This window comes from Actinoalloteichus caeruleus (assembly GCF_049311605.1).
Classification (GTDB): domain Bacteria; phylum Actinomycetota; class Actinomycetes; order Mycobacteriales; family Pseudonocardiaceae; genus Actinoalloteichus_B; species Actinoalloteichus_B caeruleus.
Genome location: NZ_CP186005.1, coordinates 587309 through 608064 on the forward strand (window position 1 = coordinate 587309; position 20756 = coordinate 608064).

Here is a 20756-nt window from a genome sequence, read left to right on the forward strand (position 1 = left end):
TCGTCAACCGACGTGATGGGTGGGCGATGACAGCGGACGGCGAGGACGCACGGCCAAGCAGCCTGGAACTGCTCTGGCGGGACCAGATGGCACGACCGTCCCGGGGGCCGAAACCGAGGCTGAGCCTGACGAAGATCGTCACCGCCGCCATCGCGGTGGCGGACGCCGAAGGGCTCGACGAGCTGTCGATGCAGCGGGTCGCGGCCGAACTCGGCTACAGCACGATGTCGCTGTACCGGTACCTCTCCGGCAAGGAGCAGCTGATCGACCTCATGGTCGACGCCGCGACTGCCGGCCCTCCCAGTGGGGCGGGCGCGCCCGGCGGCTGGCGGGAGGAGGTGGAGATCGTCTCCCGGGGCCTGGTCGACCTCTACGGCCGGCACCCGTGGCTGGTCCGGGCCCAGCTGAACACGCCGCCGATGGGTCCCAACCAGCTCGCGTGGATGGAGGAGCTGTTGCGCGCACTGGGCGGCAGCGGCCTGAGCGAGGAGGAGACCCTGCTCACCGCGCTGTTCCTGACTGGCGCGTTGCGCGACCTCTCCCGGATCAGCCTCGACCTGGGCAGTGCCCGTGCGGGCGACCCCTCCGGTGAGTCCGCCGCCCACATCCAGAACTACGCCGCCACGCTGGGCGCTGTCGTCGACCCCCAGCGGTACCCCAACCTGGTGCGCCTCATGTCGGCCGGGGTCTTCGAGGGCGGTGATGAGGGGCGCCCCGAGGACACCGGGAGCGCCATCGACTACGGGTTGGCCCGGATCCTCGATGGTGTCGAGGCGCGCGTCCGCGCGACACGCCGCGGCTCCGACCAGGAGGTCTGACCCGCCTCGTCGACCTCGGTGACCCGGTCGCGCCCGCCGGGGGGTCCCGCGTGTCCGCGTGACCGGGGTCGGGCTCCGGCGCGGCTCCGCCCGGCACGTGGTGCGTTCCTCCGGCTGGGCTGGCGGGGGGCGCCCGTTCCCGACGGGGCCCTCGACCGCGGGTTCCCGGGACGGCGTCGGCCCGCCCCCTGTCCCCGTGGGGCGGTTCTCGCCTGGGTCCCCCGTGGCGGTGGGGGGTTCGTCGGTCGTGGCGGGAACCTCTCGCCCACCCGGAGGGTCCGGGCTCCTGTCGGCATGGTGGCCCCGGGGGTTCTCGCGGTCAGTGCGCGCGCTTCCGTCGCAGGTCAGCGGCCTTCTCCTGGTGGTGGAGCCCCTTTCGTCGGTCGCACGCCGGGAATCGTCCTTGTCGTGTCTACTCCTCATGTGGTTCACTACATGAGTAACGAACCCAAGGACGCCGGAGGACGTACGTGTTCGATGACCGGAGTCCGATCTACCAACAGATCGCGGACAAGATCAAAAACGACGTGCTCTCCGGAGAGCTCTCGGCGGACACGCAGGTCATGTCGACCAACCAGTACGCGGCCTTCTACCGGATCAACCCGGCGACGGCGGCCAAGGCCTTCCGCCAGCTGATCGACGAGGGCGTGCTCTACAAGAGGCGGGGAATAGGGATGTTCGTCAGCGGGGAGGCCAGGCCGGTGCTGTTGGCCCAGCGCCGGGAGCGCTTCTTCCGGGAGGTCGTCGACGTGATGCTGGCCGAGGCACGGGTCCTCGGCATCTCGCTCGACGACGTGGTGCGGCACATCGAGACCGGAAGGGGGACCCAGAAGTGACCTACTCGATCGAAGCCCGGGACCTGCGGCTGGACTACCGGGGATCCCCCGCGCTGCGCGGGATCGACTTCCGCCTCGCCGGAGGTGGGATCTACGGCCTCATCGGACGCAACGGCTCCGGGAAGACCTCGCTCTTATCGCTGGTCGCCTCCCTCGCGAAGCCCACGGCCGGCACCCTGCTCGTGGACGGGGAGGACCCGTTCGAGAACCCGAGGATCATGCCGGACGTCTGCCTGGTCCAGGACCGGATCAAGGACTCCGGTGACGAGATATGGAAGGTCGGGAGCTTCCTCCGGACCGCCGCCGCGCTGCGCCCCCGCTGGGACCAGGAGTACGCGGACCGCCTCGTCGACCTCTTCGAACTCCCGCAGCGGAAGCGGATCTCCTCGCTCTCGCTGGGGAAGAGGTCGGCGCTCAACATCATCGTCGGGCTGGCGTCCCGGGCGCCGGTCACGATCTTCGACGAGGCCTACGTCGGGCTGGACGCGCCCTCCCGCTACGCCTTCTACGACGAGGTGCTCGCCGACTACATGGCCCATCCCCGCACGGTGATCATGTCCTCCCACCTCGTGGAGGAGGTGGACTCGTTGTTCGAGGAGGTCCTCATCCTCGACGAGGGGCGACTGCTCGTGCACGAGGACACCGACGACCTCCGGAGCCGGGGAGTCAGCCTGACCGGGCCGGCCCAGGCCGTCGACGACCTGCGCCACGGCCTCACCGTCCTCAACGAGCAGGTCCTCGGCGGTACCAAGTCGATCACCGTCTACGGGGACCTCGACGAGGACGCCCTCTCCCGTGCCAGGGCGGCCGGCGTCGAGGCCGGACCGGTGCGCCTCCAGGACCTGTTCGTCCACCTCACCCGGAAGGACCGGCGATGACCACCACGACCCGACGTAGCCCCGCGCTCACGGTCACCCGCCTGGTCGCTCCCACGATGCTGTGGATCAGCGCCCTCTACCTCGCGATCGCCATCGCCGTCTTCACGGTCATCGCCTACGTGGAGCTGGGCCTCGGCGAGCGGACCGACGAATCCACCAGCCACGCGGAGCTCCTGGCCAACAGCTCCCCCCGCTTCTTCCTCGGCTCGCTCGCGCTCATCGTCACCAGCACCCTGCTCGCGCACTACCTGCCGATGGGAGTGACCCGCCGCCAGCTCTTCTGGGCGGGAACCACCCTGGCCCTCGGTGGCGCTGCCGTCGCCGCGGCGGTGATCGCCGGCCTGTTCCTCGTCGAGTGGTTCGTCCTCGACGGGACGGGCATCCCGATCACCTACCGCACCCCGCACCTGTTCGACGGCTCGACCCAGGTGGGCACGGTCTTCCTGGAGCACTTCATCGCCCTGGCCGCCTTCATGGTCCTGGGTTGGTTGATCGGCTCCGTCTTCGGCAGGTACGGCGGTTGGGGCGGGCTGGGACTCCTGCTGCCCTGCCTGCTGCTCGGGCTGCTGCCCGAGGCGTTGCTCGGCGTCGGCTGGGTCGGCCAGGCCTACGACGCGCTGGGCATCGAACCACTCCCCACGGCGGCCAGCGTTCCGCTGGGGATCGCCGCGGTCGCCGTGATGCTCCTGCTCAACCACCGGCTGATGCGGGACATGCCGCTGCGCCGGCCGACCTCCTGACACCAACCGGAACCACAGAGACGAGAGGGTGAACCATGACGGTGATCGACATCAGGGGTCTCCGCAAGAGCTACGGCGGGCGGGCGGTCGTCCACGACGTCGAGTTCAGCGTGGAGGAGGGGGAGATCTTCGGCATCCTCGGCCCGAACGGGGCGGGGAAGAGCACGAGCGTGGAGTGCCTGACCGGGCTGCGCGAGCGGGACGGTGGCGCGGTGAAGGTCCTCGGTCTCGACCCGGCTCGGGACCGGCAGGCCGTGCGGGAGCGGGTTGGCGTGCAGCTCCAGGAGAGCCGGTTGCCGGACAAGATCACCGTCGCCGAGGCGATGCGCCTCTACAGCTCCTTCTACCCGAATCCCGTCGACTGGCGGGACCTGGTGGACCGGCTCGGCCTCGGGGACAAGGTGAACTCCCGCTTCGGGAAGCTCTCCGGTGGCCAGAAGCAGCGCCTCTCGGTGGCGCTGGCCCTCGTCGGTCGGCCCAAGGTCGCGGTTCTCGACGAGTTGACCACCGGGCTCGACCCGCAGGCCCGCCGGGACACGTGGGGGCTGATCGAGAGCATCCGGGACTCCGGGGTGACCCTGCTGATCGTCACGCACTTCATGGACGAGGCCGAGCGGCTCTGCGACCGGCTCGCCGTGATCGACGCCGGCCAGACGGTGGCCATCGACACCGCCGCGGGGTTGGTCCGCCGGTCCGGGCTCCCGCACCGCATCCGGTTCCGGGCGGTGGGGGAGCGGGTGGAGGACCTCGTCGCCCAGCTGCCGACGGTCAGCGGGGTGGAGCGGCGCGGTGAGCACCTGGTCGTCGTCGGCGGCGAGGACAGCCTGACCGAGATCTACGAGGCCCTGCACCTCAGGGGAGTCCGGGTGACCGACCTGCGGGTCAACCAACCCGGTCTCGACGACGCCTTCGTGGAACTGACCGGCGCCGACCGCGCCGCCGCCTGACGAACCACCCGCTCCGCACCTCCCGCCACCAACGCTCCGGCCCGCTCCCGGCCCGTGGTCGTCAGCACCGACCCCCGGGAACTCCTCCCGCCCCGCTGTCGGAAACCCGACCGGTAGGCGCACCGGCCCCGGCCCCGGCGAACGGCGGGTCGCCCGCTCCCGCCTCGACATCCTGGTCGTCCGCCGAACGGCCGCTCAGCCGCCCGCCGCCCTCGGTCGGGCCGCCGGCTCGTCCCAACGTCCGTCCGGCGCGATCACCGCGCCACCACCGCTCACGTTCTCCTGGGGGACCACCATGTCCGCTGTCCGGACCACCGTCACCACCGAAGTCCGCCTCTTCCTCCGCGATCCCGTCGCGGCCGGGTTCGCCCCGATCTTCCCCGCGCTGCTGATGGTCCTGATCGGTCTGATCCCGTTGGGGGACGAGGACTTCGGGGGACGCGCGCTCATCGACATCTACGCGCCGATCGCGATCAGCATGGGCGTCGCGATGACCGCGCTGGTCAGCCTGCCCACCTTCATGGCCACCTACCGGGAGCAGGGGGTGCTCCGCCGGCTGTCGGCGACGCCGGCCCGGCCGTCGGTCGTGCTGGCGGCGCAGGCCGCCGTCAACTGCGGGGCGGCGGCCGTGTCGATCATCCTCGTCCACCTCGTCGGCGGCCTCGCGTTCGGGCTGAGCGCCCCAGGGACCCTCGTCGGTTACCTCCTCGTCCTCGTCCTGGGAATCGGCTGCCTGATGTCGCTGGGCCTGGTGTCGGCCGCGCTGTGCTCGAACGGCCGCGTCGCCTCGGGCGTGGGCAACGCCCTGTTCTTCCCGATGGCGTTCTTCGCCGGGACCTGGACCCCCGGGCCGGCGATGCCCGACCTGGTGCGGGCCATCAGCGACTTCGTCCCGCTCGGCGCCCTGGTCCAGGCCCTCGACGCCACGGTGGTGGGCGAGTGGCCGAGCCCGCTGCACGTGGGGGTGCTCATCGGGTGGACGGTCCTCGGGAGCGTGGTGGCCGCCCGGTTCTTCCGCTGGGCCTGATCCGGTGGGCGGGCGGCTGGTTCCGGGGTGGTCGGGGGCCGGAACCAGCCGTGGCGTCGCCGTGGGCGCGCCGGGTCCGGCCCGCCTCCCCCGGCCCCGATCCCGATCCCGCGCCCGACCGCGGGGTCAGCGTGGCCGGGGGAGGAGCAGGCGTGCCAGGGCGTTCCTCGGCGTCGCCAGCCGGTCCGCCTGGGCGACCCGGGACAGCAGGTGCGCGCCGGCGGCCACCCGTTGCGCGGGCCGGCGGCGCGCCCGGTCGTAGGCGCGGAGCCCGGCCGGGACATCCGATCCGTCGCCCACGCTGTCGGCCAGCGTGACGGCGTCCACCAGGGCCTGGCAGGCGCCCTGCCCCAGGTTGGGGGGCATCGCGTGCGCGGCGTCCCCCACCAGCGCCACCCGGCCGGCGACGAAGGACCGGAGCGGTGGGCGCAGCTCGTAGAGCCGGTTGCGCAGGATGGTCTCGCCGTCCATCGCCGCCAGCAGTTGGGGGACCGGGTCCGGCCAGTCCCCGAAGAACTGGCGGACGTGGGCCAGGTCGTCGGGCGGGGGCGGCGCGTCCTCGGGGCCGCGAATGGTGGCGTACCAGTTCGTCCTGCCCGGGGAGATGCCCGTCAGGCCGAACAGCGACCGCCGCCCCCAGATCTCACCGTGCCCCTCGACCTCGATGGGTGCCACGCCCCGCCACGCGACCCCCCCGGCGTACCGCACCTCGGTGCGGTCGCCGAAGAAGGCCGGCCGGACGACGCCGCGGATGCCGTCCGCGCCGACGAGCAGGTCGCAGTCGGCGAGCAGCGCGCTCGGGTCGTCGATCTCGGCCCCGAACCGGACGATGCCCTCGGGGACCGCCGCGTTGAGGGTGGCCAGCAACGTCGGCCTGGCGACCAGCACGGTCGGCAGGCCCGCGCGTCGTTCCATGCGTTCGGCGTCGGTGCCTCCCAGGACCCTGCCGGTCGAGGAACGGAGGACGAACGAACCCTGCCGGACCGCGACCCGCCGCAGCTCGTCCACCACCCCCAGCCGTTCCAGGGCCCGCTGCGCGGCGGGCCACATGCCCAGTGCGGTGCCCTCGGGGCGGTGGGCGTGGTCGCGTTCCCACACCGACACGTCCCACCCGCGATGTCCCAGCGCGGCGGCGCAGGCAAGGCCCGCGATGCCGCCTCCCACGACGACAGCTCGTCTTCCCATGCCCGTAAACTACACCTGTAGTGAGCAGTGGTGCGCGGGGATCCGGGAAGCGGCGGTCATCGTCCGGTGGCCACCGACACCGCAGCGGCTCGCGGGCGTGGACGTCCCGCTTCCCGAGCGGGGTGGCGGCCACCCGGAGCGGTGGCGGCCCGCTCCGCCTGCGACGCTGGCTCGTCACGAGAGGCCACGGGAGGAGTGAGGAGCGAGGTGGCGGAGGCCAGGGCGGTCCGACCAGGGAACCCCGACGGCGGGGCACGGGGGGCGCCTCCCCCGCCGCACCGACGGGCGGATCCCTCGTCCACCCGGCGGGACCAGGTGTTGGCAGGGGCGGTCCGGCTGCTGGCCGGGGGCGGTCCCCGGGCGCTGACCCACCGCGCGGTGGACGAGGCGGCCGGTCTGCCCGCCGGTTCGACCTCGAACCTGTTCCGCACCCGCGACGCTCTCGTCGCCGGGGTGCTCGACCACATCCTCGCCGAGGAGGAGGCACTCGTGGCGGGGGCCGCCGGAGCCCAGGCCCCGGCCACCCCCGACCAGCTCGTCGCCTACCTGGTCGGGTTCCTCGACCAGATGCTCGGCGTCGGACGTGACCTCACCCTCGCCCGTCGGGCGCTGTTCGCCGAGGCCGGGGTCCGCCCCGAGGTGAGACGGGAGATCACCGAACGCACCCGGTTCTTCTGGGAGCTGGGCGGCCGGTGGCTGCGCGGGCTCGGCGCGCCGGACCCGGAGCGCCGCGCCCGGTTGTTGCTGGCCATGATCGACGGGATCATCACCGAGCGGCTGGTCCGCCCCGAACCCCCGCTGGACGTCGAGGAAGCGGTGGAGCTGGTGCTGCGCGGGATCCTGTCCACCCCGTGACCGGGCACGGCCACCCGGGGAGCCGGGCGGCCCGGCCGAACCCGACCCCGGGCCGTCCCGCGCACCCACCGCCACCAGCACCCCCTGGCCCGGCGGGCCGGCTACCGCCACGAGGGCAGCCACAGCTCCGCGTTCCACCGCCACGGCGTGATCGGCTCACCCACCAGCACCGGCCACAACCACACGAAGTTGGCCACCACCAGTCCGACGTAGAGCGCCACCACCAGCAGGCCCGTGCCACGCCGTTCCGTTCCCCGGCGCGCCGGGCCGAGGATCTGGCCGAGCACCAGGGTCAGACCGAGCACCAGGAACGGCGCGACCGGGGTGATGTAGAAGAAGTACATCTGGCGGTCCAGGTTCGAGAACCACGGGAGCCAGCCCGCCAGGTAACCGACCAACACCGCCGTGTACCGCCAGTCGTAGCGGGTGACCGCCCGCCACAACGCCCAGGCCAGCATCGGGAACACCAGCCAGTACATCGCCGGCGTGCCGATCAGCATCAGCGCGCCCACGCACTCGTCCTGCCCGCAGCCGGTCACCGAACCGTCGTAGTAGTAGAGCATCGCCCGCAGCCCCATCGGCCACGTCCACGGCTTCGACTCCCAGGCGTGCGGGTCGTCCGGGTCGGTGACCAGGCCGTTGTGGAAGTCCAGCACGCTGCCGCTGTTGAACCACAACGCCCGCAACGCGTCGGGGACGAACCAGAAGGCGGACGAGGTGCCGACCCCGTCGCCGACCGCGTGCCGGTCGAAGGCCGTCTCCGACCCGAACCAGGCCCACCAGGTGGCCAGGTAGGTGGCGATCGGCACCGCCACGAACGCCCACAGCCCGGGTCCGAGATCCCGACGCGCCGCCCCGAGGAAGGGCCGGTCCACCCCGGCGGCCCGTCGGGCCGTGTAGTCCCAGAACACGCAGAGCACCGCGAACGCGGCCAGGAAGTACCCGCCGGACCACTTGACCCCGCAGGCCAGGCCGAGCAGCACACCCGCGCCGAGCCGCCACCACCGCACACCGAGCCGGGGGCCCCAGACGCTGTCCCCGGTCCGCCCCTCCCGCACGACGACCGCCAGGCGATCACGGACCTGGTCGCGGTCCACGAGCAGGCAACCGAACGCGGCGAGGACGAGGACCGCGAGGAAGATGTCCAGCATCCCCACCCGCGACTGCACGTGGCTGACCCCGTCGGCGATCAGCAGCACCCCCGCGATCCCACCGAGGAACGTCGAGCGGGTGAGCCGGCGACCGATCCGGACGATCAGCAGGATCGACACGGTCCCGGCGACGGCGGCGCTGAACCGCCAACCCCAGGCCGTGTACCCGAACAGCCACTCCCCGACCGCGATGAGGTGCTTGCCCAACGGGGGGTGCACGATGAGCCGGTAGCCGGGGTTGTCCTCCACCCCGCCGTTGCGCAGCACCTGCCAGGCGTGCGGCACGTAGTGCTTCTCGTCGAAGATCGGCGTGCCCTGGTCCGTCGGGTGGCCGAGGTTCCAGAAGCGGATCACCCCGCCGACCAGGGTGAGGGTGAGCGCCACGACCCAACCGCGCAGGCGGTCGGCGGGCATCGGCCGGTTGAGCCTGGCGAGCGCCGTCTCACGACCACCGTCGGGCGGTTCCACCGGCGGGATCTCACCCACGCCCACCACCCCCTCACCGGCGGGCGACGGGGTGGCCGTGGTGTGCGGTGCGGGGACGCTCACGGCGCCGATCGTAGGCTTGACCAAGTGGGCAACATATCCGGAACCGGTCGACTCGTTCTCGCCGCTACCCCGCTGGGCGACGCCGGCGACGCCTCCCCGCGACTCGTCGCCGCGCTGCGAACCTCGGACGTGGTGGCGGCCGAGGACACGCGGCGGCTGCGCGCCCTCGCCAGCACCCTCGACGTCGTCCCGACGGGGCGGATCGTCAGCTACTACGACTCCGTCGAGGCCGCCCGCACGCCGGGCCTGGTCGAGACCGTCCGGGACGGCGGCACCGTTCTCGTGGTCACCGACGCCGGCATGCCCAGCGTCTCCGATCCGGGGTTCCGCCTGGCCAGTGCCTGCGCCGAGGCCGGGTTGCCGGTGACCTGCCTGCCGGGGCCCTCCGCGGTGACCACCGCCCTCGCGGTGTCCGCCCTGCCCTGCGACCGGTTCTGCTTCGAGGGGTTCCCACCGAGGAAGACCGGGGAACGCGGCCGGTGGCTGTCCGCCCTGCGCGAGGAACCCCGCACCACCGTGTTCTTCGAGTCCCCGCACCGCCTGGCCGACACCCTGGCGCAGGCGGCGGAGCTCCTCGGCGCGCAACGTCCGGCCGTCGTCTGCCGCGAGCTGACGAAGACGCACGAGGAGGTGCGGCGGGGCGGTCTCGGGGAACTCGCGGCGTGGGCGGAGGCGGGAGTGCGGGGCGAGATCACCGTCGTCCTCGGCGGCGCCGAGGACACCGGCGTTCCCGATCCGGCCAGCCTCGTGGGCGCGGTCGAGGAACGGGTGGCGGACGGCGAGCGGCTGAAGGACGCGGCCGCCGCCGTCGCGTCCGCCACCGGGGTGGGGAAGAAGGAACTCTACGACGCCGTGCTGCGCTCCCGACGCGGCTGATCCCGCCGGCGCCGGGCGATCTGGTGTCCCCATCCGAGCTCCCGGCCCCGAGGGTGGACGCGATGACGAGGGCCGGTGTCGGTCCACCGCACCCCTCGTGGATCCGTCGTCCTCGACGCCGGCGACTCCCGGCCCGCTCGCCCGGCCCGGGCCCTAGCCGGTCGGCCCACTCGGCCCGGTCGGCCCACTCGGCCCACTCGGCCCGGTCGGCTCGTCCGGCCTGGTCGGCGGTGCGGACACGACGACCGAGCCCGCATGCCGTGGGCGGCCGGCCGATCTCCGCACGGACCGCGCCGGCTCCGGGTGGTCCTCCCCGACCCTCCCGAACCGCGGTCGACCCGACGTCCGGCCCGCGCCGGCCGCGGCGCGAGCCGGTCGGGAGACCGGAGCCGGGCGAGGCAGGGCCAGGGCCAGCCGGCGCGAGGACGACCGACCCGGTGCCGGCACCTCGGCGGGGAACGCCGTGGTGCGCCCGCGAGGCCAGGCCGGGGGCAGCGGGGCGGGTACCCGTCCGGCGGCCCGACGGCGGCCAGGCGCGCGGCCACCCCGAGGCGGGGCGGCGATCAGGAACCGCCGTTCCGACCGGCCGGGTCGGAGCGGGGCCAGGAGGGGAGCACCGCCCGGAGCCCTGGGGCCGAGGCGATCTCGGCCGGGAGCGCGCCCGGAGGGGCCGAGCGGGAGGACGCGGGGCCGGCCCTTCCTCAGGAGAGGTCGCGGAGGACAGCCCGGCCGTCCTCGGTGAAGGCCAGGCCCGGGTTGTGCACGACGTCCCACCGGAAACCCTCCGGGTCGGCGACGTAGGCCTGGTAGCCACCCCAGAAGGCGTGCTCGGCGGGGCGGACCAGCGAGCCGCCGGCGGCGACGAACCGCTCGACGACCGCGTCCACCTCCGCCTCGCTCCCCACGTTGCACCCGAGGGTGAACCGACCGGGGCCCTCCTGCTCCAGGGGCGCGCCGCCCAGGTCCTCGGCGAGTTCGGCGACGCCCCACAGGCTGAGCAGCAGGCCGTGCCCGACCTGGACGAACACCGTGTCCTGGATGTCGGCGACCACCTCCCAACCCAGGCCGTCCCGGTAGAAGCGGCGCGCCCTGTCCAGGTCGCTGACGCCGAGCGTGACCACGGTGAGGTGCTGCTGTGCCATGACGTTCCGTTCCTTCCGCGCTGTCGCCCTCCGTGCGGGGCGACAGCGAGGCTAGGCGTGCCCGGGTGGCGTGTCGTGAACGAAACGGACACCCCGGCCGGATTCCCGTGAGCGGGTGACGGCGACCCCGGCGCACGCGGCCGGATCCGCCGACCCTCGGGAGGGCGGGCGGGCCGGCGGCGGGCGAACCACCGCCGGGGGCGGCGAGGGGCGGGTCGCGCTCCGGCCTGACCTCACCCCCGGACCTCGGACCGCTCCTGGTCCGCCAACAGCGCCAGCAGCGGTGCGGCCTTGGTGCGGCACTCCGCCCACTCCACCGCCGGGACGGAGTCGGCGGTGATCCCGCCGCCCACCCCCAGCGCCAGCTCGGCGCCACCCGGGGTGGGCGCGTACTCCAGGGTGCGGATCGCGACGTTCAGTTCCATCCCGGCCACCGGCGACACCAGGCCGACCGCCCCGCAGTAGACCTCACGCGGCGTCGCCTCCAGTTCGGCGATCAGCTCCAGTGCCCGGACCTTGGGCGCTCCGGTGACCGAGGCCGGCGGGAAGGTGGCGGCCAACAGCTCGGCGTCGGACACGCCCCGGCGGAGCTCGCCCACCACGGTGGACACCAGGTGCCACACCCCCGGGTGGGGTTCGACGCCCAACAGGGAGGGAACGGTGACACTGCCCGGCTGGCACACCCGGCCCAGGTCGTTGCGGGCCATGTCGACGATCATCACGTTCTCCGCGACGTCCTTGACCGAGGCCCGCAGCCGGCCCGCGTTCCCGTCGTCGGCGGGGCCCCGGCGGGGCAGCGTGCCCTTGATCGGACTGGTGCGCACCGTGCGGCCCCGGCGGGCCAGGAACAGCTCGGGGGACAACGACACCACCGCGCCCCAACCACCGGACAGGTAGGCGGCCCGCGCCGGCGCCAGGGTCGACACCCCCCGGACGAACAGCTCCAACGGGTCGCCCTGGAAACCAGCCCTGATCTCGGTGCACACGTTGGCCTGGAAGACCTCACCCGCGCCGATGGCGGCCAAGGCGCCGAGGACCGCCCCCTCGTGCCGTTCCGCTCCCGGTAACCGGACCGGGCTCCTCGCCGGTGGACCGGCCATCCCCGGATCGTCGCCGTCGCCCCGCACCGGGCACCCGTCGGCCCGGGCCACCTCGGCCAGCTCGGCGGCCAGCGCCACCGGCTCCTCCCCGCCCGCCGGGACCAGTGCCTCGAACCACCAGTTCCCGTCCTGGTCGAGGCGCAGCACGTGGTCCGCGTACCCCCACACCGCCGCCGGCATCCGGCGGGCCCGGTCCCAGACCCCCGGGTCGGTGAGGCCGTAGCCCAGGTAGCCGAACCAGCCACCGCCCACCACCCCGGCGGGCAGCCCCGGGTCCTCGGTCACCGGCCAGGTGACCGGCCGGTGGAACGCCTCGGCCGGCGGCACCGGCTCCAGCCGCACCGACGGGGCGATCACCGCCGCCGACCCGAACCAGTCGCCGCTCAGGGCGGCGGGCCCCGGCGTCCCGCTCCTCGCGGCCCGCGCGCCGAGCGCGTCGAGCACCTCACCGGGCGTCGTTCCGCCCGGCACGTCCCAGCGCCACGCCACCGTTCGCACGACGGCCCATCCAACCCGGCGCGCCCACCGAAACCAAGCGGGGGTGACCGGCGCGACGGCCCGGGGAGGGGTGAGCCCCGGCCGTTCCGGTTCCGCCGGGCCGATCCGCCGACCCGGGCGGCGCGTCCGGCCCGCGCCGCCGGCGGGGCGGTGTCGTCACGACGTCCGCCCCGGCACCCGTGGGGGCCGGGGCGTCACGCGTCCGTAGGCTGAACGCATGAGTGCCCCCGTTCTGACCGCGGTGGCCTGGCCCTACGCCAACGGCCCCCGCCACATCGGTCACGTCTCCGGCTTCGGTGTCCCCTCCGACGTCTTCTCCCGCTACCAGCGAATGGCCGGGAACCGGGTGCTCATGGTCTCCGGCACGGACGAACACGGCACGCCGATCCTGGTCCAGGCGGACAAGGAGGGTCTGACGCCCAGGCAGACCGCTGACAAGTACAGCCGGATGATCGCCGAGGACCTGCGCGGTCTGGGCATGTCCTACGACCTGTTCACCCGCACGACCACCGGCAACCACTACCAGGTGGTGCAGGAGATCTTCCTGGCGCTGCACCGCAACGGTTACGTGACCGCGCGCACCACCACCGGCGCGGTCAGCCCCTCCACGGGACGGACGCTGCCCGACCGCTACATCGAGGGCACCTGCCCGATCTGCGGGTACGACGGTGCGCGCGGCGACCAGTGCGACAACTGCGGCAACCAGCTGGACGCGGCCGAACTGATCAACCCCCGGTCCAGGATCAACGGGGAGAAGCCCGAGTTCGTCGAGACCGAACACCTCTTCCTCGACCTGCCCGCCTTCACCGAGACCCTCGGGAAGTGGTTGACCACCAGGACCGACTGGCGGCCCAACGTCCTGAACTTCACCAGGAACCTGGTCGACGACATGCGACCCCGGCCGATCACCCGCGACCTCGACTGGGGAGTGCCGGTGCCGCTGGACGGCTGGCGGGACCAGCCCCTGAAGCGGTTCTACGTGTGGTTCGACGCGGTCATCGGCTACTTCTCGGCGAGCGTCGAGTGGGCCCGTCGATCCGGGGACCCGGACGCGTGGAAGGCCTGGTGGACCGACCCGAAGGCCCAGGGCCACTACTTCATGGGTAAGGACAACATCACCTTCCACGCCCAGATCTGGCCGGCCCTGCTGCTGGGGCACAACGGGACGGGGGACAAGGGGGGCAACCCCGGTGCCTTCGGTGAACTGAACCTGCCGGACGACATCGTCTCCAGCGAGTTCCTCACCATGAGCGGCTCGAAGTTCTCCACCTCGCGCGGCACCGTCATCTACGTCAACGACTTCCTGCGGGAGTTCGGCCCGGACACCCTCCGCTACTTCATCTCCGTCGCCGGCCCTGAGACCCAGGACACCGACTTCACCTGGGAGGAGTTCGTCCGGCGGACCAACTTCGAGCTGGCCAACGAGTGGGGGAACCTGGTCAACCGTTCCGTGGCGATGGCGGCGAAGAACGTGGGTGCCGTTCCCGCACCGGTGGCCCCCACCGCCGAGGACGAACAGCTCAAGTCCCTGGCCAGGGGGGCGTTCGACGTCGTCGGCGGCCACCTCGCCCGGTCCCGCTTCCGGGCGGCGGCCACCGAGGCGATGCGGGTGGTCAGCGCGGCCAACAAGTACCTCTCCGACCAGGAGCCGTGGAAGCGCAAGGACGACCCGGAGCGCAGGGACACCATCCTGCACACCGCGCTCCAGGTGGTCTCGGACGCCAACACCATGCTGACGCCGTTCCTGCCGCACTCCGCGCAGCGGGTGCACGAGCTCCTCGGCGGGAGCGGTGTGTGGGCGGCGCAGCCCGAACTGCGGGATGTCGAGGACCTCGACGTGCCCGGCAGGGAGTACCCGATCCTGACCGGCGACTACGCGGCGGAGCAGGCCAGTTGGGAGTCCCGGGAGATCCAGCCGGGAACCCCGTTGAGCAAGCCGAGCCCGCTGTTCTCCAAGCTCGACCCGGAGCTGGGCGAGACCGGCCCGGAGTGGGCTCCGATCTCCTAGGGCGACCAGGCGCGACGTACGACGAGGCGGGACGGCGGCCACGGCACCGTCCCGCCTCCGCCGTGCCCACCGCCGGCCCGCCGCCGCATCCGTCCCGTGGAAAGGACCACGCCGTGAGTGACCGTCGCCAGCCACCGCCTGTCCCGGAACGCCTCGCGGCGGACACCGTCGACGCGCACACGCACCTGGACGCCTGTGGGGCGCGGACCGCCTCCGAGGTGGCCGCGATGGTCGACCGGGCCGCCTCCGCCGGCGTCACCCGGGTGATCACGGTCGCCGACGACCTCGGCTCGGCCCGGTGGGCGGTGCGGGCCGCGCACTGGGACCCCCGGGTGTTCGCGGCCGTGGCCCTGCACCCCACCCGCACCGCCGAGTTCCCGGAGCCGGTCCGCGAGGAACTGGCCGCGCTGGCGGCCGACCCGAGGGTCGTCGCGGTGGGGGAGACCGGGTTGGACTACTACTGGGACTACTCGCCACCCGCCGCGCAGCTGGCGGCGTTCCGCTGGCACGTGGCGCTGGCCAAGAGCGTCGGCAAGCCGCTGATGATCCACGACCGGGAAGCCCACGAGGACATCCTGCGGGTCCTGGAGGAGGAGGGGCCGCCGGAGCACGTCGTCTTCCACTGCTTCTCGGGGGACGAGGACTTCGCGCGGCGGTGCGTCGACGCCGGCTACGTGTTGTCCTTCGCCGGCACCGTCTCCTTCCGCAACGCGCGCGACCTGCACGCCGCCGCGGCGCTGGTGCCCGAGGACCAGCTGTTGGTGGAGACCGACGCGCCGTTCCTCACGCCTCACCCGTTCCGGGGACGGCCGAACGAGCCCTACTGTGCCGCCTACACCGTGCGGGAGCTGGCACGACTACGTGGTGTGACCGAACTGGCGGTCGCGGCGGCCGCGAACCGGACGGCGGACCGGATCTTCGGGTTGAAATCGGTCACGGAACCGACGTCCACTAGTGCGAACGAGTGAATTTTTGGGTGATCGCGAGCACAGCCCAGGTTGATCTCTTGGCCCCCACGCCGAATGCCGTTACGGTCCCGAGATCGTAAGCCGGGATGGGGACACCGAGGTGGCTCCGCCGACGTGCGCGGTGCACGCCTACCAGGCGTCACCGACCGCCCCGCCTCGCGCGACACCCGTGGCGGGCGGGCGGACGGCGCTCCGCCGCGTCGCGGGACAACCGGTCCAGTCGTGGTTCTGGCGTGGCCGACGGCCACGCGTCGGGGTTGAGGGACGAACCGCAACGACCCCAGAAACACCTTGAGCCGCCCCTGCCCGGAGGCACGAAGGCTGGACGACAGGTGAACAAACGCACGTTTCTGCGCGCGGTGATCGTCGCTGTCCTGACCGTCCTGATCGGTGGTTCCGGTACCGCGATCGCGATGGACAAGTCCATCACGCTCACGGTGGACGACGAACAGCGGATCGTCCGCACCTTCGCATCGACCGTGGCCGGCGTCCTGGCCACCGCGGGCTTCGAGGCCGGCGAACAGGACGCACTCGCCCCCGCGGCGCAGGCGACCGTCGTCGACGGAAGCCAGGTGGTCCTCAAGCGCGGCCGACTGCTCACCCTCCGAGTGGACGGCGAGGAGCGCGAGGTCTGGACCCACGCGCTGACCCTGGACGACGCCCTCAACGAACTCGGCATGCCCACCAACGACGCCGAACTCTCCGTCGACCGGCACCAGCGCATCCCCCTCGACGGGATGACGGTCGACCTGAAGACCTCCAAGCTCGTCACGCTCCTCGACGGCGCGGAGGACCCCCGCCAGGTGGCCACCACCTCGGCCACCGTCGGGGAACTGCTGGCGGACCAGGGGGTCGCGCTGGAGGGCGACGACGAGGTCACGCCCCCCGCCGACACGAAACTCGTCAACGACCTCACCATCGAGGTCACCCGGATCCGCTCCGAGGAACGCACCGAGGAGGTCGAGATCACTCCCGACGAGGAGCGGATCGACGACCCGGAGATGGAGAAGGGTGAGGAGGAGGTCGAGGAGGAGGGCCGCCCCGGGCTGCGCGAACTGACCTACCTGGTGACCCTCGTCAACGGCGAGGAGACGGAACGGGAGCAGATCCGCGACGAGGTGATCCGCGAGGCCGAGAACAGGGTCGTGCGGGTCGGCACCAAGCAGCCGCCGGCAGCGGATGCGCCCCCGGTGCAGGACGGAGGGGTCTGGGACCGCCTCGCCCACTGCGAGTCCACCGGCAACTGGCAGATCGTCAGCGCCAACGGGCTCTACTACGGCGGCCTCCAGTTCAGCAAGCCCACCTGGGACGCCTACGGCGGCCAGCAGTACGCCAACTACCCCAACGAGGCGTCCCGAGAACAGCAGATCGCGGTCGCCACCCGGCTCCGCGACGCGAACGGCGGCAGCTACGGCTCGTGGCCGGGCTGCGCCGCCAAGCTGGGGCTGCCCACGTGATGACGTAGTGTCTCGCGGAGTGAACGACGATCCGCGCGGCGGAACCCCGGCCGGGTCGAGCGCGCTGCTCGGCCCGGCCGACGTCCGTCGGATGGCAGAGCAGCTGGGCGTCCGGCCCACCAAGAAGTTGGGCCAGAACTTCGTGCACGACGCCAACACGGTGCGCCGCATCGTCGGCGCCGCCGACCTGCGTCCCGACGACGTCGTGGTCGAGGTCGGCCCGGGGCTCGGCTCGCTCACGCTCGCCCTGCTGCCCGCCTGCCAGCGGGTGCTGGCCGTCGAGATCGACCCGGTGCTCGCCGACCGGCTGCCGCGCACCGTGGCCGACCGCGCCCCCGAGCTGCGGGACCGGCTCACCGTGCTCCACGAGGACGCCCTGCGCGTCACCGGCGACCAGCTCGCCGGGGCCACCGCGTTGGTCGCCAACCTCCCCTACAACGTGGCCGTCCCGGTGGTGCTGCACCTGCTCGCGGAGGTCCCCACCCTGCGCACCGCCCTGGTCATGGTGCAGGCCGAGGTCGCCGAACGCCTCGCCGCCGGCCCCGGCAGCCGCGTCTACGGGGTGCCCAGCGTCAAGGCCGCCTGGTACGCCGACGTCCGGCGGGCCGGCACGATCCCCCGGGGTGTCTTCTGGCCGGTGCCCAACGTGGACTCCGGGTTGGTCGCCCTCCACCGCCGGGACTCCCCGACCGGCGTCGACCGCGACGCGGTGTTCCGCGTGGTCGACGCCGCCTTCGCGCAACGCCGCAAGACCCTCCGCGCCGCCCTGGCGGGCTGGGCCGGCTCCGCCGCCCGCGCCGAACGCATCCTGCTCGCCGCCGACGTGCCGCCGGCCACCCGGGGCGAGCAGCTGCCGGTGGACGGCTTCGTCCGCATCGCCCGCGCCGAACGCATCCTGCTCGCCACGGAGGTCGGCTGAGCGCCACGCCCACCGGACCGGGCGCCCGCTGCTCGGCCGGTCCACTCGCCCGTGGTCCCGGGTGGCGGGCCCGGGTGGCACGTGCCACCCCGGCCCCGGTTCGACCGGCGGTCCCGGTGCCCGCCGTGGCCGCCGGGAGCGGCTCGGCGCTCGAGGCTCCCCGAACCCCGGTCAGTCGCGGCGCAGGCTCGCCTGGATGCCGTCCAGCAGGCAGCGCAACGTCCACTCGACGTGGTCGTCCAGGTCGTTGTCGGTGGTCGCGCCGACCCACCGGGAGAAGGCCGGGTAGCGGCCACCGGCCGTGACGGACGACAGGTAGGGCCGCACCGAGTCCCGGAGTTCGGCCTCGTCGGCCAGCCCGCTGGACCGGCGCATCCGGGTCTCCTCGGCGAGCTGGAGCGCCGAGCCGATCAGGTGGCCGTCGAGGGCCGCGGTGATGCGGGTGAGTTCCCGTGCCGGGAGGCCGAGGGGTTCCAGCGCCGCCAGCCGGAAGTCCAGGTAGCGCAGGGCGTTCGGGCCGAAGGGTGGCCGCAGGTGCACGAGTTCGCCGAACCAGAGGTGCCGCCGGATCACCGACCAGGCCCGGTGGCAGAGCGGTTCCAGCTCCGACCGCCAGTCGCCGACCGGTTCGTCCGGCACGGGGATCTCCCCGTAGACGGCGTCGATCATCAGGTCGACGAGGCCGTCCTTGCTGCCCACGTACCGGTAGAGCGACATGGGGGTGGACGAGCCCAGCTCGGAGCTGACCCGGCGCATGGTGACGGCGGCGGCGCCCTCGGCGTCCGCGACCGCGACCGCGGCCCGCACGATCGCGGCCCTGCTCAGCGTGGTCGTCGTCCGGCCCGGCGGCTCCGGCAGGGTCCATACGAGCGCTCCGGGCTGTCCGGGTACCGCGTTGCTCAAGGGACACCTCCTTCGCGCGCATCTAACCATTGGTGTACTAAGTACATGTGATGTACGACGTACACGAAACTGAGGTCCTGATCGTGGGCGGCGGTCTGGTCGGGCTGTCCGCCGCCCTCTTCCTCGAGTGGCACGGTGTCCCCGCCGTGCTGGTGGAGAAGCGGGACACCACGTCGCCGCAACCCAAGGCCCGCCGGATCAATCTCCGGACGATGGAACTGTTCCGCCAGGTCGACGCCGAGGCCGACGTGATGGCCGCCGCGGCGGCACTCGCGGACTTCGAGGGGATGGCGGCCGGCCGGACGCTCGTGGAGGCGGAACCGCTCTCCTGGGGGCACGGCGAGGACGACCCGGCACCGGAGATCTCACCGTCCGACTCCTGCCTCTGCGCCCAGGACACCCTGGAACCCGTGCTGCGCGCCCTGGCGACCGAACGCGGGGCCGACCTGCGGTTCGGACACCGCGTGCTGGAGGTGGTGGACGACGGCACCTCCGTCACCTCCACCGTCCGCGACCCCGACGGCCGCGTCGGTGCCATCCGGGCGCGGTACCTCATCGCGGCGGACGGCGCGCACAGCCCGATCAGGGAACGGTTGGGCATCGCCAGGAGCGGGCGAGGGACCCTGGGGAGGTCCACCAACGTCTACTTCGAGGCCGACCTCTCCGCGCAGGTGCGCGGCCGGGAGTTCAACCTGTGCCAGATCGAGCACCCCGAGGTGCCGAGCATGCTGCTCACCGTCGACGGGGTCCGGCGCTGGCTGCTCATGGCCGACCCGGCCCCCGGCCGGGACCACGCGGGTTGGGCGCGGGCGGTGCGCACCGCGACCGGAGTGCCCGACCTGGACGTGCGCATCCTCAGCGCCCTCGACTGGGAACCCGGGATGTTCGTCGCGGACCGCTTCTCGGCCGGGCGGATCTTCCTCGCCGGCGACGCCGCCCACGTCATGCCCCCCTACCTCGCCGCCGGTGCCAACACCGGCATCCAGGACGTCCACAACCTCGCCTGGAAGCTCGCCCGGGTGGTCTCCGGTACGGCTCCCCGATCCCTGTTGGACAGCTACCAGGTCGAGCGCCACTGGTTGGGGTGGCTCACCGCCGACCAGGCCAGCGCGCAGACGGCGAACCTGCGCCAACTGGGCGTGGAGTCAGGGGACGGCACCCCGTCGCACGACCCCGTGGCCCTCCTCATGGGCTACCAGTACCCGGCCGGCGCCTTCGTCCCCGACGGCTCCCTCGCGCCGCTCGACCGGTTGGGGCTCACCGGGCAGCCGGGATCGCGACTCCCGCACCACAGGCTCGGCCCGGACCGGTCGGCCCTGGACCTCGTCGGCAGGGGACTGACCCTGCTCGGCGCCAGCGACACGTGGGAGCGGGCCGCGTCCGCCACGCCCGGGGTCGAGCACCGCCGGGTGGACGACCCGGCCTGGGCCGCGAGCGTGGGCATCACCGGCACCGGAGCGCTGCTGGTGCGCCCCGACCACGTGATCGCCTGGCGCTGCCCGACGGCACCCCGGGACCCCGCCGACACCCTCCCCGACGTGGTGGCCGCGGTTCTCAGCGGTCGGGGCTGACCCCAGCCGGTCGCGACCCGGGTGACCGGCGCGCGGTCGGTCCGCGAGGACCGGCCGCCCGGCGCCCGGCTCCGACCACCGGCCGCCTTCCGCCGAACCCCCGAACCGACCGGCCTCGGCGGGTGGGGGCGGTCGCCCGGTGCCGGCGGGGCATCCGGCCGGCGGAGCACCGGCCGACCAGGAGGCCCACCGCCCCGTCCGTCCCCCTTCGCGGGTGGGGGCACCCCTGCCGGAGGGCGGTGATCACCCTCGGTGCTCGTTAGGCCGGTCGGGCAGTGTGGCACAGATCTACCCCCAACTACTTGCGGGCGGACGTTTCCGTTCGGTT

At 73.2% G+C, this 20756-nt stretch carries 18 protein-coding genes; 13 read left to right on the forward strand and 5 right to left on the reverse strand.

Annotated elements, in window-relative coordinates; genetic code table 11:
• Positions 1-26 precede the first annotated feature (26 nt).
• From ACOJVX_RS02670 to ACOJVX_RS02695, 6 genes are all read left to right on the forward strand, one after another.
• A complete protein-coding gene (locus ACOJVX_RS02670; protein WP_422647214.1) occupies positions 27-818 on the forward strand; it encodes a TetR/AcrR family transcriptional regulator in 792 nt (263 codons plus the stop codon).
• Between the two features lie 470 nt (positions 819-1288).
• Positions 1289-1654: a GntR family transcriptional regulator gene (locus ACOJVX_RS02675; RefSeq protein ID WP_026417429.1), complete on the forward strand. Its 366-nt coding sequence runs from the start codon at positions 1289-1291 to the stop codon at positions 1652-1654.
• Positions 1651-2532, forward strand: coding sequence for an ATP-binding cassette domain-containing protein (locus ACOJVX_RS02680; RefSeq protein WP_422647215.1), 882 nt, complete (start codon positions 1651-1653; stop codon positions 2530-2532). Before ACOJVX_RS02675 ends, ACOJVX_RS02680 begins: the two co-directional genes overlap by 4 nt.
• Positions 2529-3272: a hypothetical protein gene (locus ACOJVX_RS02685; RefSeq protein ID WP_026417427.1), complete on the forward strand. Its 744-nt coding sequence runs from the start codon at positions 2529-2531 to the stop codon at positions 3270-3272. The genes ACOJVX_RS02680 and ACOJVX_RS02685 overlap by 4 nt, the downstream gene beginning before the upstream one ends.
• 35 nt (positions 3273-3307) lie before the next feature.
• Positions 3308-4219, forward strand: a complete 912-nt coding sequence (locus ACOJVX_RS02690; RefSeq protein WP_030104259.1) for an ABC transporter ATP-binding protein — start codon at positions 3308-3310, stop codon at positions 4217-4219.
• Positions 4220-4514: 295 nt separating this feature from the next.
• Positions 4515-5246 carry an ABC transporter permease gene (locus ACOJVX_RS02695; protein WP_026417425.1) on the forward strand — a complete coding sequence of 244 codons (732 nt, stop codon included), beginning with the start codon at positions 4515-4517 and terminating at the stop codon, positions 5244-5246.
• Positions 5247-5372: 126 nt separating this feature from the next.
• On the opposite strand, the gene ACOJVX_RS02700 is transcribed toward ACOJVX_RS02695, so the two are convergent.
• Positions 5373-6431, reverse strand: a complete 1059-nt coding sequence (locus ACOJVX_RS02700; RefSeq protein ID WP_026417424.1) for an FAD-dependent monooxygenase — start codon at positions 6429-6431, stop codon at positions 5373-5375.
• A 195-nt stretch (positions 6432-6626) separates the two neighbouring features.
• Between ACOJVX_RS02700 and ACOJVX_RS02705 the strand changes: the two genes are divergently transcribed.
• A complete protein-coding gene (locus ACOJVX_RS02705) occupies positions 6627-7286 on the forward strand; it encodes a TetR/AcrR family transcriptional regulator (RefSeq protein WP_245588676.1) in 660 nt (219 codons plus the stop codon).
• Between the two features lie 101 nt (positions 7287-7387).
• Here ACOJVX_RS02705 and ACOJVX_RS02710 read toward each other — a convergent pair whose 3' ends face one another.
• Positions 7388-9010: a dolichyl-phosphate-mannose--protein mannosyltransferase gene (locus ACOJVX_RS02710; protein WP_103055766.1), complete on the reverse strand. Its 1623-nt coding sequence runs from the start codon at positions 9008-9010 to the stop codon at positions 7388-7390.
• Between ACOJVX_RS02710 and rsmI the strand changes: the two genes are divergently transcribed.
• On the forward strand, positions 9011-9862 hold the full coding sequence (gene rsmI / locus ACOJVX_RS02715; RefSeq protein WP_418155586.1) for a 16S rRNA (cytidine(1402)-2'-O)-methyltransferase: 852 nt from the start codon (positions 9011-9013) through the stop codon (positions 9860-9862).
• A gap of 701 nt (positions 9863-10563) precedes the next feature.
• Here the strand turns inward: rsmI and ACOJVX_RS02720 are convergent.
• Both ACOJVX_RS02720 and ACOJVX_RS02725 read right to left on the reverse strand, forming a co-directional pair.
• Positions 10564-11004 carry a VOC family protein gene (locus ACOJVX_RS02720; protein ID WP_030104258.1) on the reverse strand — a complete coding sequence of 147 codons (441 nt, stop codon included), beginning with the start codon at positions 11002-11004 and terminating at the stop codon, positions 10564-10566.
• A gap of 233 nt (positions 11005-11237) precedes the next feature.
• Positions 11238-12602, reverse strand: coding sequence for an aminodeoxychorismate synthase component I (locus ACOJVX_RS02725; protein WP_425475824.1), 1365 nt, complete (start codon positions 12600-12602; stop codon positions 11238-11240).
• A 217-nt stretch (positions 12603-12819) separates the two neighbouring features.
• Between ACOJVX_RS02725 and metG the strand changes: the two genes are divergently transcribed.
• From metG to rsmA, 4 genes are all read left to right on the forward strand, one after another.
• Positions 12820-14610, forward strand: coding sequence for a methionine--tRNA ligase (gene metG / locus ACOJVX_RS02730; RefSeq protein ID WP_026417418.1), 1791 nt, complete (start codon positions 12820-12822; stop codon positions 14608-14610).
• 113 nt (positions 14611-14723) lie between these two features.
• Positions 14724-15578 carry a TatD family hydrolase gene (locus tag ACOJVX_RS02735; RefSeq protein ID WP_026417417.1) on the forward strand — a complete coding sequence of 285 codons (855 nt, stop codon included), beginning with the start codon at positions 14724-14726 and terminating at the stop codon, positions 15576-15578.
• A 332-nt stretch (positions 15579-15910) separates the two neighbouring features.
• Entirely contained in the window at positions 15911-17035 is a 1125-nt protein-coding gene (locus tag ACOJVX_RS02740) for a resuscitation-promoting factor (RefSeq protein WP_162147266.1), read from the forward strand.
• A gap of 91 nt (positions 17036-17126) precedes the next feature.
• A complete protein-coding gene (rsmA, locus tag ACOJVX_RS02745) occupies positions 17127-17954 on the forward strand; it encodes a 16S rRNA (adenine(1518)-N(6)/adenine(1519)-N(6))-dimethyltransferase RsmA (protein ID WP_418155590.1) in 828 nt (275 codons plus the stop codon).
• A gap of 171 nt (positions 17955-18125) precedes the next feature.
• Here rsmA and ACOJVX_RS02750 read toward each other — a convergent pair whose 3' ends face one another.
• Positions 18126-18857: a TetR/AcrR family transcriptional regulator C-terminal domain-containing protein gene (locus ACOJVX_RS02750; RefSeq protein WP_035273259.1), complete on the reverse strand. Its 732-nt coding sequence runs from the start codon at positions 18855-18857 to the stop codon at positions 18126-18128.
• A 50-nt stretch (positions 18858-18907) separates the two neighbouring features.
• Here ACOJVX_RS02750 and ACOJVX_RS02755 point away from each other — a divergent pair, with 50 nt between their 5' ends.
• Positions 18908-20428 carry an FAD-dependent monooxygenase gene (locus ACOJVX_RS02755; RefSeq protein ID WP_418155591.1) on the forward strand — a complete coding sequence of 507 codons (1521 nt, stop codon included), beginning with the start codon at positions 18908-18910 and terminating at the stop codon, positions 20426-20428.
• Positions 20429-20756 lie beyond the last annotated feature (328 nt).

Coding starts and splice junctions, on each gene's coding strand:
- ACOJVX_RS02685 (WP_026417427.1), top strand. CDS start 2,529: ATGACCACCACGACCCGACGTAGCCCCGCGCTCACGGTCACCCGCCTG.
- ACOJVX_RS02720 (WP_030104258.1), bottom strand. CDS start 11,004: ATGGCACAGCAGCACCTCACCGTGGTCACGCTCGGCGTCAGCGACCTG.
- ACOJVX_RS02670 (WP_422647214.1), top strand. CDS start 27: ATGACAGCGGACGGCGAGGACGCACGGCCAAGCAGCCTGGAACTGCTC.
- ACOJVX_RS02755 (WP_418155591.1), top strand. CDS start 18,908: ATGTACGACGTACACGAAACTGAGGTCCTGATCGTGGGCGGCGGTCTG.
- ACOJVX_RS02695 (WP_026417425.1), top strand. CDS start 4,515: ATGTCCGCTGTCCGGACCACCGTCACCACCGAAGTCCGCCTCTTCCTC.
- ACOJVX_RS02690 (WP_030104259.1), top strand. CDS start 3,308: ATGACGGTGATCGACATCAGGGGTCTCCGCAAGAGCTACGGCGGGCGG.
- metG (WP_026417418.1), top strand. CDS start 12,820: ATGAGTGCCCCCGTTCTGACCGCGGTGGCCTGGCCCTACGCCAACGGC.
- ACOJVX_RS02700 (WP_026417424.1), bottom strand. CDS start 6,431: ATGGGAAGACGAGCTGTCGTCGTGGGAGGCGGCATCGCGGGCCTTGCC.
- rsmA (WP_418155590.1), top strand. CDS start 17,127: ATGGCAGAGCAGCTGGGCGTCCGGCCCACCAAGAAGTTGGGCCAGAAC.